At 49.5% G+C, this 17013-nt stretch carries 12 protein-coding genes; 11 read left to right on the top strand and 1 reads right to left on the bottom strand.

From position 1 onward, the window contains the following. Positions 1 to 109 precede the first annotated feature (109 nt). The 11 genes from NST69_RS20385 to NST69_RS20335 all read left to right on the top strand — a co-directional run bounded on the left by NST69_RS20385 (position 110) and on the right by NST69_RS20335 (position 16309). Positions 110 to 1033 carry a sugar ABC transporter permease gene (locus NST69_RS20385; RefSeq protein WP_036732150.1) on the top strand — a complete coding sequence of 308 codons (924 nt, stop codon included), beginning with the start codon at positions 110 to 112 and terminating at the stop codon, positions 1031 to 1033. Between the two features lies 1 nt (position 1034). Beyond that, a complete protein-coding gene (locus tag NST69_RS20380; RefSeq protein ID WP_209871219.1) occupies positions 1035 to 1907 on the top strand; it encodes a carbohydrate ABC transporter permease in 873 nt (290 codons plus the stop codon). A 132-nt stretch (positions 1908 to 2039) separates the two neighbouring features. Beyond that, positions 2040 to 3509, top strand: coding sequence for an extracellular solute-binding protein (locus tag NST69_RS20375; RefSeq protein ID WP_339310504.1), 1470 nt, complete (start codon positions 2040 to 2042; stop codon positions 3507 to 3509). Positions 3510 to 4261: 752 nt separating this feature from the next. Continuing rightward, entirely contained in the window at positions 4262 to 6883 is a 2622-nt protein-coding gene (adhE, locus tag NST69_RS20370) for a bifunctional acetaldehyde-CoA/alcohol dehydrogenase (protein WP_342546983.1), read from the top strand. Positions 6884 to 7145: 262 nt separating this feature from the next. After that, positions 7146 to 9407, top strand: a complete 2262-nt coding sequence (gene pflB / locus NST69_RS20365) for a formate C-acetyltransferase (protein WP_076079923.1) — start codon at positions 7146 to 7148, stop codon at positions 9405 to 9407. Between the two features lie 122 nt (positions 9408 to 9529). Continuing rightward, positions 9530 to 10267: a pyruvate formate-lyase-activating protein gene (gene pflA, locus NST69_RS20360; protein ID WP_036731876.1), complete on the top strand. Its 738-nt coding sequence runs from the start codon at positions 9530 to 9532 to the stop codon at positions 10265 to 10267. Between the two features lie 198 nt (positions 10268 to 10465). Next, positions 10466 to 11869, top strand: a complete 1404-nt coding sequence (locus tag NST69_RS20355; RefSeq protein WP_339310501.1) for an extracellular solute-binding protein — start codon at positions 10466 to 10468, stop codon at positions 11867 to 11869. A gap of 75 nt (positions 11870 to 11944) precedes the next feature. Next, positions 11945 to 12829 (top strand): sugar ABC transporter permease, encoded by an 885-nt coding sequence (locus tag NST69_RS20350; protein WP_036731879.1) that lies wholly within the window; start codon positions 11945 to 11947, stop codon positions 12827 to 12829. Next, positions 12829 to 13659, top strand: coding sequence for a carbohydrate ABC transporter permease (locus tag NST69_RS20345; protein ID WP_209871210.1), 831 nt, complete (start codon positions 12829 to 12831; stop codon positions 13657 to 13659). The genes NST69_RS20350 and NST69_RS20345 overlap by 1 nt, the downstream gene beginning before the upstream one ends. A 27-nt stretch (positions 13660 to 13686) precedes the next feature. Next, a complete protein-coding gene (locus NST69_RS20340; RefSeq protein ID WP_339310498.1) occupies positions 13687 to 15540 on the top strand; it encodes a sensor histidine kinase in 1854 nt (617 codons plus the stop codon). Next, a complete protein-coding gene (locus NST69_RS20335; RefSeq protein WP_339310497.1) occupies positions 15518 to 16309 on the top strand; it encodes a response regulator in 792 nt (263 codons plus the stop codon). Before NST69_RS20340 ends, NST69_RS20335 begins: the two co-directional genes overlap by 23 nt. 102 nt (positions 16310 to 16411) lie before the next feature. On the opposite strand, the gene NST69_RS20330 is transcribed toward NST69_RS20335, so the two are convergent. Further along, positions 16412 to 17005: a nitroreductase gene (locus tag NST69_RS20330; RefSeq protein ID WP_342546982.1), complete on the bottom strand. Its 594-nt coding sequence runs from the start codon at positions 17003 to 17005 to the stop codon at positions 16412 to 16414. Between the last annotated feature and the right edge of the window lie 8 nt (positions 17006 to 17013).

The raw sequence follows: 17013 nt of genomic DNA, 5'->3' as shown, positions 1-17013 counted from the left end.
CGATTGCCATAGATATAGACATGTTAAGTCTCTCCCTCATTTCCTACAATGAAGACAGGAGGCGCTTTCCCATAAAGTGCTGAAAGACCACAGGAATGAGGGAGCCGGAATGAATCAGTCTGCTGCGTTACATGATCACCTTCCAGCGGAGCTGGAGAGCAAGCCGTACAAGCAGAACCGCTGGAAAAAGAATTATTGGGGCGTGATGTTTCTTGTCCCCGCATTGATTATCTTCATTATGTTTATGTGGGTGCCTATCTTCAAAGGGTTCCTGTACAGCTTCTACACCGTTGATTTCGTCAAAGGGAATACCTTCGTCGGCCTGGACAATTATGCCAGGGCACTTACTGACCCCGATGTACTGATTGCTGTCAAAAACACCTTATACTATATGCTGCTCTGCCTGGTGATCGGCTTCTGGGTTCCGATTGCCTTTGCCATTGCCATCTCCGAGCTGCGGAAATTCGGCGGATTCGTGCGCGTTGCTGCGTATTTGCCATATGTCATGCCTGCTGTAGTCCTATACGGGCTGTGGCGTTGGCTGTATGATCCCGTTGGACCGATAAATGCGGTAATCGGCAGCACCGGAGCGGAGCAGATCGCCTTCCTGACCGATACCCGGTGGTCGATGATCTCGCTGGTCTTCATGGAGACCTGGCAGCAGTTCGGCTCGGGGATGCTGATCTATCTTGCTGCGGTGCTTAGTATTCCCCGGGACTGGTATGAAGCCGCCGAGATTGACGGAGCCGGAGTCTGGGCCCGTATCCGCCACATCACACTGCCTTCGCTGCGCAATCTGATTCTGCTGATGCTGATTCTTCAGGTGATTGCCACCTCTCAGGGCTACCAGTCACAGCTGGCCTTGCTGGACGGGGGGCCGAACAATGCTACCCTGACGTATGCGCTGCTTATTGTGAAGTATGCTTTTACCAGACTGGATTATGGTACGGCGACTGCGCTGGGGATGCTGATGTTTGTTGTTCTGGGCGGTTTGGGCATTCTTCAGTTCAAGCTTAACAAGGAGGACAACTAGGATGAAGAGCGCAGACAGAGGTATTCTCTCGGAGCATGACCTGAAAAAGACCAGCAACAGGGTGGTCTACGGAATTATGGTGCTGTTCATTGTCCTGATGATATTCAGCATGCTGTATCCCATCCTCATGACGATGTTCAACGGGCTAAAGTCGAATATCGAGGTCAATTCCTTTCCGCCGCATTTTTTTCCGCAGGAATGGCATTTCGGTAATCTGAAGGATGCGCTGGATTATATCGATCTGGCTATGTTTCTGCGGAACACCCTGTATATTTTTGCAGGGAATATGGTCGCCACGCTAATTGTACTGGGACTCGCGTCCTTCAGTATCTCACGGATGAATGTGCCTTACCGCAAGGCCTTCTATTTCTTCTTCCTGATGACACTGTTCATTCCGGCTACGAGCTATATGATTCCGAACTTTGTCAATCTGAAGGAGCTGGGCCTGCTCAATCAATATGCGGCCTTCTGGCTGCCGGCAGGCGCGAACACGTTCTTCTTCCTGCTGCTTAAGAATTTCTTCGACGGGATTCATCCTGAGATTCTGGAAGCCGCGCGGATGGACGGGGCCTCGGAGCCGAGAAGCTTCTTCACCATCGCGGTGCCGCTGTCGATTCCTATTTTTGCAACACTGGCGATCTTCATCTTCTCCACAGCCTGGAATGACTGGTTCTGGCCGTCGCTGGTCATGCACAGTGAGGAGAAGTATACGCTCGCTACCGCTATCTATAAGTACGTTATCAATGTAAAAGCGCTGAATACGAACATCAAATTCGCAATTCTGTTCATTGTCTCTCTGCCGCCGATCCTGGTATTCCTGGTCTTCCAGAAGTTCATTATGCGCGGAGTTTCATTGTCTGCGGTCAAAGGCTGAGCAGGAAGGATGAGGTCCGGTAGAGATCGTACTCCTGCACATGAAGGGAATATAAATACACCTCGTTTGTAAACGGTTTCTCTTTTAAGATGAATTTGTAAGCTCATTATGATATGGAAAAGGGGAGTTACCATGCGTAAAGTTTCCAGCGTATTCGCCTGTCTCCTGGTCACGGGGACCTTATTGTCTGCTTGCGGCGGCAATAATAACGGCAACAAGCCGGCGGCTGACGGGGGAGAAGCGACACCTGCACCAGCAGCGACCCAGGCGGCGGAAGAGTCAGCCACTCCGTCTGCAGCACCGGCTGACGATATCACCCAGAAAAAGGTGACAATCAAAATCCACTATCCTACGCCGGACCTGACCGAGGTGAGAGCGCAGGAGGATGACAAAATCAAGCGGTTCCAGGAAGTCTATCCGAACGTGGAGATCGTCAAGGACGACTGGCAGTATAATGTAAGCGAGATCGGGGTGAAGATGGCAGCGAATGAAGCGCCGACCTTCTTCAACACGTATGCCACCGAAGCTAAATTCCTGATTGAGAAGGGCTGGGTAGCCGACATCACCGATCTGTGGAATAACTATGAGTTCAAGGATCAGATCAATCCTGTGCTGCAGAACCAGTTCATCATTGACGGCAAGGTGTATGGGGTTACACAAAAGGGTTACGTCACTACAACAATGATCAACAAGAAGATGCTGGATGACAAAGGTGTAGCCGTACCTCCAATGGATTGGACCTGGGACGACATGCTGAACACAGCCAAAGGAGTGGCTGATCCCAAGAAAGGTATCTCCGGGATTGCCCCGATGGGCAAAGGCAACGAAGCCGGCTGGAACTGGACCAACTTCCTGTTCGAAGCAGGCGGGGAGATTCAGAAGATTGAGGGCGGAAAGGTGGTGGCCACCTTCAATTCCGAAGCTGGTGTTAAAGCGCTGGACTTCTATAAAAAGCTGAGATGGGAAGCCAAAGCGGTTCCCCAGGATTGGGCGCTCGGCTGGGGCGATGCTGTAGGTGCCTTCCAGCAGGGCCGTACCGCGATGGTAATGGCCGGCTCCGATGGCGTCATTGAACAGGCGCTCAATCAGGGAGGCTTCAAACCGGAGGATGTGCTGACCTATCCAATGCCTGCGGCTGAGAAGGGCGGCAAGCATACCGGTGTTCTCGGCGGCGACTATCTGGTCATCAACCCTAATGCCAGCAAGGATGAGCAGGAGATGGCCTTCCGTTATATTACCTTCGACTATTTCTCGGATAAAGGCCTGGATGCGCTCGATGCCATTCTGCAGCAGCGCAAGGCGGACGGCAAATACTTCATTCCGCCGCTTCTGGATTACTATGCTGCCGATTCCGACTTCGGCAAGAAGACCAAAGCAGTGTATGACAAATACTCTGATATTGTATATCAATACAATACAGATATTATGGCTCTGCTCGACGGCAAGCCTGAGGCGCAGTACAATACCCAGGACTACTATGCAACCATGTCCAATGTCATTCAGGAGCTGTTCGCCAAGGAAGGCACGGACTCGAAGGCCCAGCTTGATGCAGCAGCCGCAACCGTACAGAAGAAATTTTTCGATACCATTAAGGTGGAGTAGCCTGGGATGTCTCTTTCTAGACTTAGGGGAAGAGATGAATAAGGGGGGCAGCAGAGATGCTGTCTCTTTTTTTTCCTTTCAGGAAATTATGCCAATAACATTTTAAGAGGAATCCTGCCAAAAGTGCAACATTACTGCCCCAAAGAAGCGTTCTATGCTGAAATCCTGCACGAACTGCAACAAATTCAGCGCTAACGTGCTCTAAACACCGAAATTTGTGCAAATAATGCAACATTGTACTTGCAACCCGTAAAAGTTATAGAGAAATCCTGCAAAAACTGCAACATTACCATTACTGCTCCTTAAAAGCGGCGGGTGAGAGAGGCATTAGCATCGTTCACCCGCAGGGTAATTTACCGTCCTTTAAAAGGACGGCAAAGCCGTTTCCACTTGGCAGAGATTTATATTTATATTCACCGTCAGAGTGAGTCTGTAGAAGAGCGACGGATGAACCGAAGTGGAGGCTTGGCATTCATGAGCAAAATTCCCGAAGCCCAACCGGCATTGCAAGGCAAGATGGGCCATCAACGCTGCAGACTATCGTATTGCGTTCGCAGAATAGACAAATATTAATTAAATATTACATATAATGTGGAAAAAATACCGGTAAACGATCGAATGAAAGCGCTTTGAAAACAACTCAAAAAAAACTTTAAACTTTGTGAAAGATTTCACTATACAAGGTGAAAAGGATGTGCTAAGATAAATGTATAGAAAGAAACAACCTAAAAATTGACAGGAGGACGAGGGAGATGGCAGTTAAAAACGAAGTCGCCGCCCAAGTGAAACAAACCACCGCTGAAGAGTATATTCAGGTTTTGGTGGATAAAGCAAAGAAAGCCCACGAAGCGTTCATGGGCCTGGATCAAGAGCAGACAAACACAATCGTTCATGCAATGGCGCTGGCCGGACTCGACAAGCATATGTACCTGGCAAAACTGGCTGTTGAAGAAACAGGACGCGGAGTATACGAAGACAAAATTACAAAGAACATCTTCTCCACTGAATATATCTGGCACGGTATTAAGTACGACAAGACTGTAGGCGTTATTGAGGATAACGCTTATGACAGCTTCCAGAAGATTGCTGAACCAGTCGGAATCATTATGGGTATCACACCGGTAACCAATCCAACATCCACCACGATGTTTAAAGCTTTGATTTCCGCTAAGACACGTAACCCTATTATATTCGGTTTCCACCCGTCAGCGCAAGAGTGCAGTGCGGCAGCAGCCAAAATTCTGCATGATGCAGGCGTAGCAGCAGGCGCACCTGAGAACTTCATCCAATGGATTGAGCTTCCTACGATGGACAAAACAAACGCACTGATGAACAATCCGGACGTTGCACTGATTCTGGCAACCGGCGGATCGGCAATGGTCAAGGCAGCTTACAGCTGCGGCAAACCGGCACTCGGCGTAGGTCCTGGTAACGTGCCTGCTTTCATCGAGAAGAGTGCTGATATTGATCAGGCTGTAACAGACCTTATCCTGTCGAAGACTTTTGATAATGGTATGATCTGTGCTTCCGAGCAGGCAGTTATCATTGAAGAAGCCATCTTCGATCAAGTGAAAAAGAAAATGATTGCAAACGGCTGTTACTTTGTGAACAAAGAAGAAGCAGCTAAGCTGACCAGCGGCGCAATGAACGTAGAGAAATGTGCAGTTAACCCGGCTATCGTTGGCCAATCCGCTGTGAAGATCGCTGAAATGTGCGGCATTCAGGTTCCTGCCGGAACGAAGATCCTGGTAGCTGAGCTTGAAGGTGTAGGTACTAAATATCCATTGTCCGCTGAGAAGCTGAGCCCGGTTCTGGCTTGCTACAAAGTGAAGAATGCTGACCAGGGTATCGAGCGCGCAGCTCAAATCGTTGAATTTGGCGGCATGGGCCACAGCTCGGCTATCCATTCCAACAACGAAGAAGTAATCATGAAGTTCTCCAACCGTTTGCAGACCGGACGTATTCTCGTCAACTCGCCATCGACTCACGGCGCAATCGGCGACATTTACAACACTAATATCCCTTCATTGACACTGGGCTGCGGATCTTACGGACGCAACTCGGTATCGCAGAACGTCACTGCAATCAATCTGATCAACGTGAAAAGGGTGAATCGTCGTACCGTGAATATGCAATGGTTTAAAGTGCCTGACAAGATTTACTTCGAAAAGGGAGCCACTCAGTACCTGGCCAAAATGCCTGATATCACACGCGTTGCTATCATCACTGACCCTGTAATGGTTAAACTGGGGTATGTTGAAAGAGTTGAGCACTATCTGCGTCAGCGCCAGACTCCTGTAGCGATCGAAGTGTTCTCGGAAGTTGAACCGGATCCATCGACTACTACTGTAGAAAAAGGTACAGCTATGATGAACAGATTCCAGCCGGACTGCATCATCGCACTCGGCGGTGGTTCCCCAATGGATGCTGCCAAGGGCATGTGGCTGTTCTACGAACATCCGGATGCAGACTTCAACGGCCTGAAACAGAAGTTCATGGATATCCGCAAACGGGTATACAAATTCCCTAAGCTCGGCAACAAAGCGAAATTCGTTGCCATTCCAACCACGTCGGGTACAGGTTCTGAAGTAACATCGTTCGCAGTTATCACAGACAAGACAACAGGCAATAATACCAAGTATCCGCTCGCTGACTATGAGCTGACTCCAGACGTAGCAATTATTGACCCTGAGTTTGTCTACAGCTTGCCTAAGACTGCAGTTGCCGATACAGGAATGGACGTATTGACACATGCTATCGAAGCTTATGTATCTGTAATGGCCAGTGACTATACCGATGGTCTGGCAATCAAAGCCATCCAACTGGTGTTCCAGTGGCTGGAGAAATCCGCACTGCAAGGTGACAAGCTGGCCCGTGAGAAAATGCACAATGCTTCGACGCTTGCCGGTATGGCCTTTGCCAACGCATTCCTGGGGATTAACCACAGCTTGGCACACAAATGGGGCGGACAGTATCACACCGCACACGGCCGTACCAATGCGATCCTGATGCCGCATGTTATCCGTTACAATGCCAAGAAACCTACGAAGTTCGCTTCGTTCCCTAAATATTCGCACTTTGTAGCTGACGAACGGTACGCAGAAATCGCCCGTATTCTGGGATTGCCTGCACGCACTACCGAAGAAGGCGTAACCAGCCTGATCAATGCAATCCGCGACATGAACAAAAAACTCGGTATCGAAGAATCCTTCTCGGCTCTTGGTTTCGATCCTAAGGACTTCGAATCCCGTGTAGACTATCTGGCTGACCGTGCATTTGAAGACCAATGTACTACTGCCAATCCTAAAATGCCGCTGGTCTACGAGCTTGCTGATGTATACCGCAACGCATTCTACGGCAAATTCGATAACTAACTTAACGGTTGCCTGGCAAAGAATAAGGTTAAAGGTTAATATGGGACTGGATGGAAGTGACAAATATCACCGAAAGAGTGATATTTGTCACAGTCCTTTTTCAGAAAATAAACTAAAATGTTTATATAGACAACGATCCCCGTTATGAAGATGTGATTGTGAATTTTATAACAACTATTAGCCTCGGGATCACGAGACACGGGATTAACCTTCAAGCCCGCGATCTCTACAAATATAATAAATATAAATGGAGGGATTTAGCATGTCGGTGATTGAAAAAGAAGTATTAGAAGCAAAATCGGGTTGGAGAAATTTCACAAAAGGTGTCTGGGCCAAGAAAGTTGACGTTAACAACTTTATTGCCAAGAACATCAAGCCTTATGAAGGAACTGAAGATTTCCTGGTTGGACCTACCAGCAATACAACTGAACTGTGGAAGATTATCTCCCAGCTGAGCAAGGAAGAAAGAGAAAGAGGCGGCGTATGGGATGTATCCCTCGATACTGTCTCCACCATCACTTCCCACGCTCCTGGCTACATTGACAAGGACAAGGAACAGATTGTCGGCGTTCAGACTGACGCGCCTTTCAGACGTTCCATTCAGCCGTTCGGCGGTATCAAGATGATGATCGATGCTACTAAGGCATACGGCTTCGAGCTTCCGCAGAATATCGTTGACATGTTCACGAACATCCGCAAAACGCATAACCAAGGCGTATTTGATGCATATACACCAGATATGAGAGCTGTGCGTAAATCGGGCGTAATCACAGGTCTTCCTGATGCTTATGGCCGCGGACGTATCATCGGCGACTATCGCCGTATTGCTCTGTATGGTATTGATTTCCTGATTAAAGACAAGAAGCAGCAACTGGCTGAGCTTGAAGTTGACTCCATGACAGAAGATGTTATCCGTCTGCGTGAAGAGCTGTCCGAGCAAATGCGTGCTCTTGGCGAACTGAAACAAATGGCTGCAGCTCATGGTATGGATATTTCCAAACCGGCTACGAACTTCAAAGAAGCTACACAATGGGTATACTTCGGTTATCTGGCAGCTGTTAAAGAACAGAATGGTGCGGCAATGTCCCTTGGACGCGTATCTTCCTTCCTTGATATCTATGTTCAACGCGACGTTGAAGAAGGTACTCTGACAGAAGAGCAAGCTCAAGAAATCGTTGACCATTTCGTAATGAAGCTGCGTATCGTGAAATTCCTGCGTACGCCTGACTATAACGACCTGTTCTCCGGCGACCCAACTTGGGTTACAGAATCCATCGGTGGTATGGCTGAAGACGGCACAACCCGCGTAACCAAGAACAGCTTCCGCTTCCTGCATACCCTGTACAATCTGGGACCTGCTCCAGAACCAAACCTGACTGTACTGTGGTCCGAGAAGCTTCCGGAAGGCTTCAAAAAATATTGTGCTAAGGTATCTATTGAGACCAGCGCTATCCAATATGAGAACGATGATGTAATGCGTCCATACTGGGGTGAAGATTATGCGATTGCCTGCTGCGTATCCCCAATGCGTATCGGTAAGCAAATGCAGTTCTTCGGTGCCCGTGCCAACCTGGCTAAGGCTCTGCTGTATGCGATCAATGGCGGTAAAGATGAGAAATCCGGTGCTCAGGTAGGTCCTGAATATCCTGCTATCACTTCTGAATACCTGGATTATGATGAAGTAATGAAACGCTTCAAACCAATGATGGAATGGCTGGCTAAGACTTATGTCAATACGCTGAACATCATTCACTATATGCATGACAAATATTCCTACGAACGTATCGAAATGGCGCTGCATGACCGCGACATTCTGCGTACTATGGCTTGCGGTATTGCCGGACTGTCCGTTGCTGCTGACTCCCTGAGCGCAATCAAATACGCTAAGGTTAAGCCAATCCGCAACGAAGAAGGCATTGCTATCGACTTTGAAACTGAGGGTGAATTCCCTTGCTACGGTAACAACGACGACGCTGTTGACGGCATTGCTGTTGAGCTGGTTGAAACCTTCATGTCGATGATCCGCAAAAACAAAACGTATCGTGATGCTGTGCCGACTCAATCGGTACTGACTATCACTTCGAACGTTGTCTATGGTAAAAAGACTGGTACTACTCCTGACGGACGTAAAAAAGGCGAACCATTCGCTCCTGGTGCTAACCCAATGCACGGACGCGACAAGAAGGGCGCACTGGCATCCCTGAACTCTGTTGCCAAACTTCCTTACTCCGATGCACAGGATGGTATCTCGAATACCTTCTCCATCGTTCCTAAGGCGCTGGGTAAAGACGAAGATTCCCGTAAGTCCAACCTGGTCTTCATGATGGACGGATATTTCCACAATAACGCTCAGCACTTGAACGTTAACGTATTTAACCGTGAACAGCTGCTCGATGCTATGGATCATCCGGAGAACTATCCACAGTTGACGATTCGCGTATCCGGCTATGCTGTTAACTTCATCAAGCTGACCCGTGAACAACAGATGGATGTTATCAACCGTACATTCCACGATTCCATGTAAGAAGCATTCTTGTTCTACAAGAACTGAAATCAATCAAAGAGCTGCCGCCCTTGCAAGAGGGCGGTACACTCTTGTCTGAAAGTGGTTAAAATTTTAAGTTTTTTTCGAAAGGATGACATCTCATGCTTAAAGGACATATCCACTCTTTGGAGACGTTTGGAACGGTGGATGGCCCGGGTATCCGCTTCGTGCTTTTTATGCAGGGCTGCCTGCTCAAGTGTCAATACTGCCACAACCCGGATACATGGGAACTCAATGAAGGCAAGGAAATGACCGTCGAGGAAGTACTGGCGGAAATTGAGCCTTACCTGAATTATTATAAAACGTCCGGCGGCGGCCTGACCGTATCCGGCGGTGAACCAACCCTCCAGGCGCATTTCGTGAAGCAACTGTTCACCGAGGTGAAGAAACGCTGGAATCTGCATACCACGCTTGATACCAACGGCTATAATGATGGATCGAAAATCAGCGACCTGCTGGATGTTACTGACTTGGTGCTCTTGGACCTGAAGCATATTGATGATGAAGCGCATATCAAGCTGACCGGTAAGTCCAACGACCGTACCTTGAAGCTGGCCCGCTGGTTATCCGATAATAACCGTAAAATGTGGATTCGCCATGTCTATGTTCCAGGCATTCACAACAAGGAAGAGGATCTACAGAATCTTGGACGGTTCATTGGCACACTTAATGGAGTAGAGAAGTTCGAAATCCTGCCTTATCACGTAATGGGCATCTACAAATGGAAGGAGCTTGGCCGTCCCTATGAGCTTGAAGGGGTAGAGTCACCTTCCGATGAAGAAGTGCAGCGTGCGTACCGGCTGATTGAAGAAGGCCGTATGCAGACCGCATTGGTCTAATTGCATATAATAATTTCGAAAGCGGAGCTTCTATTCAGAGGAGTTTCGCTTTTTTCTATGTCAGGAAACCTGACTGAATCCGCTTCCATTAGAGGATTTTATCCCTATTGAAGATAAATCTTAACCTTACGATTACAAATGTGATTTTCTATAATTAGAGTTGTAAGGGAAATCATGAAATAGGGAGGGTCACCCGTAATGAGAAAAAGTCTAACACTGCTGTTGTCCCTGATGTTCGTTAGCTCGGCGCTGCTGGCTGGCTGTGGAGGCAACAAGAATAATGCGTCTCCGACGACAGAGCCTGCTGCAACGAATGAGGCTGCTGCTACCAATGCTGCCGCAACGGAAGAACCGGCTAATGCTGAGCCTTTTGAAATGACGATCCGTCATACCCAGGTTGGAGCGGACAAACAGAAACGACTGGCTATTCTGGAGGATGTGGTGGGCAAGGTGCAGGCGGATGTGCCTGGACTGACCTTCAAGCTTGATGGAGTAGATTCGGATGTGAACCGTAAGGAGAAGCTGCGCGGTGAAATGGCGGCCGGTAACCCTCCGGAGATCTTCGACCTGTTCGGCAGCCCGGACTCCAAGATCTATGCCAAAGAAGGCAAGCTGCTGGACCTGACCCCGATCCTTGATGAATTAGGCATCAAAGACAAATTCTCTAATCTGGACCCGTTCACCTATGAAGGTAAGATTTACGGTCTGCCGATCGGCGGCTCCGGAGAGGGGTTCTTCTATAATAAAGAATACTATACCAGCAAGGGCTGGAAGGCTCCGACAACCTTCGCCGAACTGGAGAAGCAACTGGCTGATATTAAAGCAGATGGTAAAGTGCCGATGGCCGGTGCCTCCAAAGCAGGCTGGGTACCGCTGATGCTGGCCAACCATCTCTGGTCCCGTTATGCCGGACCGGATGTGACCGCGAAGTTCGCTACCGGTGAAGCGAAGTGGAATGATCCGAATGTTATCAAGGGCTTGGCGAAATATAAGGAATGGGTGGATAAAGGCTACTTCAAGAAGGGAGAGCTGGGCTTCGAATATGCTGAATATACGACCCAGTTCACCAGCGGTGAAGCCATCCTGATGTATGACGGGACCTGGAAGTCTTCCGTGTTCAAAGCCGGCCAATCCGGCGAAGGTCTAATCGGCAAGGTCGGCTTCTTCAATATTCCGGCTGTTGAAGGCGGAGTGGGGGATCAGACGGCGCTGATGCGCGATGTGAACAATGGTTATGGCTTCTCCGCTTCGGCGGGTGAAGATGAGCGGCAGCTTGCAGCAGTGAAATCCTTCATTAAGAATATGTTCAATGAAGAGATGCAGCTGCGCGGTCTGGTAGAGGACGGAGTCCTGCCAGCCATGAAGATCGATCAGGCTGTGCTGAACAAGAACATTACGGATGATCTGATGAGTGAGATTGTCGCGGTATTGAACAGCTCCCAGTCCTCCTTCCCGGCCTTTGACTCACTGGTGCAGGCGGATGTCACCACTGAAATCAGTAATATCCAGATTCAGAGCCTGATCGGCGGGCAGACGACTCCTGAGAAGATGGGCGAAGCGCTTCAGAAGATACAGGAAGAGGCTAATGCAGCGGTGGAATAAGAGACGGTGAACTGTATGTGCCCTGGTGCTTGCTCCAGGGTGCATTTTTCAAAAGAAAGCAATATGGAGGTAGCTATGAATAAGGCACTGAGAAATCCTCTGGTGTTCATTCTGTTCGTTATTCCGGCACTGGTGCTGTTCGTAATGTTCTTCATCTATCCCATCTTCAGCTCCATCTACTATAGCTTCACCAGCTGGAACGGTGTATCCGAGACGGTCAAATACGCCGGAGTGGATAACTTCAAGAAAGCGCTGGGAGATGAACGCTTCTGGATTTCTGTGAAAAATAACGGGTGGTTCATTCTCTTCTCCGTAGGCATACAGGTGCCGCTGATTGTGTTCTTCTCCTTACTGATTGCGAATGTGAAGAAGCTGAAGGGACTGTACAAGACGGCGGTATTCATGCCATCCATTATGTCTACCGCGGTTATCGGGATTCTCTGGGGCTTCATCTATGAGCCGAATATTGGCTTATTCAACAAAGTGCTTGGCCTTGTCGGCATTGAGCCGGTCTACTGGCTGTCGGATGAGCGCTTCGCCATGCTGTCAATTCTGATTACGAACGCCTGGCAGTGGACCGGATTCTACATTGTAATGGTACTGGCGGCGATTCTCTCCATTCCCGGTGAGCTGGATGAAGCAGCGGCCATCGATGGCGCTACAGGGTTCCAGCGGGCTACACGCATCACTCTGCCGCTGATCGTACCGATCATCTCGGTGGTGATTATGCTCTCCATTGCCGGAGCGATGAAGGCTGCCGATATCGTCATTGTTATGACCAAGGGCGGTCCTGCGGGTTCAACCGAGGTGATGGCCACCTATATGATTAAGTATGCGATTACCAACTTCAAATACGGGTACGGCAATACGATCGCTGTTCTGATCTTCTTGTTCACACTCGTGGTAACCGCCCTCTACCAGCTGGTGTTTGCCCGCCGTACGGAAAGGATTGAATACTGATGCCGCGCCCGCTGAAAAAAAGTCTGCCGCACATCGCCCTGCTGGGGTATCTGGTGATTGTGCTGTTTCCGTTCCTCTTTGTCCTTTTCTCTTCGGTAAAGAAGGATAATAATGCGATTGCCCTCAACCCCTTCGGCATTCCGAAGAGCTTCGAATGGTCCAACTATGTGGAAGCGTGGGTAAATGCCAAGATCAGCACTTATTTTTTCAATAGCTTATATATTTCGGTTCTGGCCTCTGTAGTGTCTATTCTGCTGGCGTCTATGTTCGCCTTCGCGGTCACGCGGATGCGTCAGGGGAAGTGGAACGGCATTCTCTTCTCGCTGGTCCTGATCGGGATGCTGATTCCGAATAATGCGCTGATGCTGCCCATCTATACGATTGTCCGCAAGCTGCATATTCTCAATACCCACTGGGCGCTCATTATTCCTTACATTGCCAATGCGATTCCGTTCACGATCATTATTCTGGCGGCCTTCATGCGTTCGCTGCCCAGTGAAATTGAAGAAGCGGCGGTCATGGATGGCTTGAAGGCCCCGGGTATATTTGCTAGAATTATTGTACCTTTGACAGTTCCGGCGATGGTTACGGTATTCATTGTTAATTTCCTGGGAAATTGGAATGAGTTCCTGCTGGCCAACTATTTTCTCTCCAATGACGAGCTGCGTACGCTCCCGGTGGGGATGGTCCAGTTCCGCGATCAGTATCAGATGAATTACGCACAGATGTCGGCGGGGATTGTCTACAGTGTGGTTCCTGTTATAGTGATTTATGCGGTTCTGCAAGAGAAGATTATTGAAGGCGTCACCGCAGGCAGTGTAAAAGGATAATATCAATCATGTCAGGAGCAACAGCCGATGAATCTGCGCTACAAATTGTTTACGGCATTCTTAGGCCTGATTATCATTCCGCTGTTTATTCTTGGCATGATTATGTTCTTCGTGACTTATAATTCCATTGAGAAGAAATACAGCCAGCAGTCCGAATATTCGCTCAAAGCGATCAGCTACAGCATTTCTAATGTGTTCAAGGATATGGACAATGTGACTGACAACGGAATTGCCACCTCGGTCTTTCATATGGCGCTCAGTGCGGATGATCCCTCCAAGCAGGATTTAACCGATGCCGAGCAGCTCAGCCTGAATGCCAGCCAGCGCAATTTCCGCAGTCTGCTCTATAATCATCCGTCAATCAGCTATGCTTTCCTGTATAATTTCAACGGTAAAGGCAGCTCAGAGATCGTCTCGGTCTTCAACAAGGAGAACTTCCGCACCTTGCCCTATGATAAGTTCAAAGGCAGCGAGCTGTACCAGGAGGTCATGAAGCTGAACGGGGTTCCGAAATGGCTGGCCCCGCATGAGTACCCTGAGCTGACCGGGACGGAGGCTGTATTTACGCAAATCCGGCTGATTAAGGAGCTTAGCTTCTTTCAGAATATCGGCATTCTGGTGGTGCAGATCAAGAACTGGGAGTTCGAGTCGATTTTTCGCAATCTTAAGATTGGCGGCACCGACCAGAAGGTGTCTTTCATGCTGGTTAACGATGACGGTATGATTCTGCTGGACCCGGACAGGCAGCTGGACGGGCAGGATTTCCGCGGCTTCACCACGAAGGAGATTACGTTTAAGCCCGGCTTTCAGAGCTTCAAGACGCAGTTCGGCGGCGAGAAAAGCATTCTGTCGGTCTACCATCTCAAGGAGTATCCCTGGAGTCTGGTCTCCATCACTTCTTGGGATACTTTGTCTCATGAGGTGACGGTGTTTGCCCGCTGGTTCGTCGTAGTGATGTTCCTGTGCCTCCTGGGTGCTGTCATCTTCAATCTGTTCTTCATGAACCGGATTACAGGCGGGATTGCTGTGATCGTGCGCTTCATGCGCCGGGTGGAGGACGGTGACCTTACTACCCGTGTCGAGGAGAAGGGCAACGACGAAATGACGCTGCTGGCCAGAGGCTTCAATGATCTGATGGACAAAATCAATACATTGTTCAGCCGGGTTCATGTGGAGCAGCAGCGCAAGAATCAGGCGGAAATGCGTGTGCTGCAGGCCCAGATCAAGCCGCATTTTCTATTCAATACCCTGGAATCAATCAATGTGCTGGCTGTGCAGAATGAAGGCCGCAAGGTCAGTGAGATGGTCTACCGGCTGGCGAGTATTCTGCGGATCAGCATTCAGGACAGGGATGAAATTACGCTGGAGGAAGAGGTTAAGCATCTGCGCAATTATCTGGATATCCAGAAGTTCCGGTTCGAGGATCTGTTCGATTATGAGCTTGAAATTCCGCCAGAGCTGATGGGCTGCGGGATTCTGAAGCTTACGCTCCAGCCGCTGGTGGAAAACAGCATTCAGCATGGTTTTGAGGGGATCGGGTATAAGGGTCTCGTGAGTGTCAAGGTGTGGGAGACCCAAGGCAATCTGGTGCTGCGGATACAGGATAACGGAATCGGGATGACCCCGTCTCAGCTATCGATGTTTCAATACATGGTGAATGACGCGGCAGAGCAGCAGCCGGAAGGCAAGCCTGGGCAGGGCATTCATCTGGAGCGGCGAGGGCTAGGGGTACGAAGTGTTGCGGACCGGATACGGATCGAATACGGCGACAGATATGGGATTTTCATATGTGCAAGTCCTGGGGAAGGAACGATCATCCAGTGCGTCATTCCGAAATACGGGCAGGGGGAAGGCCATTATGCTAAAAGTATTATTGGTTGACGATGAAGCGCCTATTCTGAGCAATCTCAACACTGTGCTGCCCTGGCAGGACATGGGGATGGAGGTTGCGGGGATGGCCCGCAGCGGGATGGAGGCGCTGCGCATAGCCGAGGACTGTCCGCCCGATCTGGTGCTCTGTGATATCCGAATGCCGGTCATGGATGGGCTGACATTTATCGGCAAGCTGCGGGAGATGGGGCTTACGAGTGAGGTGCTGCTGCTCAGCGGCTACCAGGAATTCGATTATGCGCGTGAAGCCATACGGCTGGGTGTGAAGGAGTATATCTGCAAGCCGATTCATTACGGGGAGCTTGGCGACAAGGTGCGGGAGATCGGTTCGCGGATTCGCAGTAGGCAGTATAAGGATAAGTTGTACAACAGCATCCCGTTGTTTCAGGAAGTGCCTGTGGCTGATGAGCCTGCCAAAAAAACAGCGGAGCAGCTGATGAACCAGGCCGCACAGTTCATTACGGAGCGCCTTCATGCGGATCTCGGCATTGATGAGGTGGCGAATACGATTGGCATCAGCAGCAGTTATTTCTGCCTGCTGTTCAAGAACCGCTTCGGGGTGACCTTCGTGGAATATGTCACCCAGCAGCGGATTGAAGCTGCCAAATTTATGCTCGCCAGCAGTGATAAGAGCATCACGGCCATCAGCTCGGGCGTCGGTTATCAGGAACGCCGTTATTTCACCAAAGTGTTCTTGAAGCAGACGGGAATGACCCCCAAGGAATACCGCAGCAAATTCAGGACGGCTGAAGCACAGTAAGTCTGCTTTTCCAGTAATTAGGGTTGTCCCGCAAAGCCGTGAAATGGCCTTGCGGGACAGCCCTCTGTTTTTTTTAAAGCAGGAACCGACTACGATCTCTTGTCAACAATTATCCGAATGATTGCCTTCTATAACTGTCAGCAAGTCTACAGCAGCAGTACGCGGTTTTGGAGCAGGCTTGTCTTCGGGATCGAAATATCCCATATGCAAGGTGCCAACGATTTTCTCGTTAGGAGTTACACCTGCTGCTGACCGAAATGAGGAATCTTCATTAAAAGCAGTGGTCTTCCATACCACGCCGATTCCTTGTTCCCAGGCCAGCAGCTGAATGTTCTGAATCAGAGCGGCAGTTGCTGCCAGGGCCTCCTCCCAGGCTTTTGGAGGAAGGGTGCTATGCATGATCACGATGAGGTGGACCGGAATCCGCCTGCAATACGTATCATGTATCTGTGCACCGAATTGTTGAACGAATGCTTTCGGGCGTGTCTTCAGAACAGCGTCGGCAAATATTGTCCGGCCCTCCCCTGTGAACAGGATGAATCGCCAAGGCTCTTTTTTGGAATGAAAAGGTGCCCATACCGCATTGTCCAGCAAGTTGAGCAGTGTGCTCCGGGCAATGGGCATTCCATTAAATTCCTGTATGGTTCTTCTGTCGCGTATCGTTCGTATGAGCAGGCTGTCAGGAGTGGGAGTCATGGCTCGTC

The organism is Paenibacillus sp. FSL P2-0089 (assembly GCF_038595095.1).
Lineage (GTDB): Bacteria > Bacillota > Bacilli > Paenibacillales > Paenibacillaceae > Paenibacillus_AQ > Paenibacillus_AQ silagei.
This window is presented reverse-complemented; position numbering and strand designations above follow the sequence as displayed.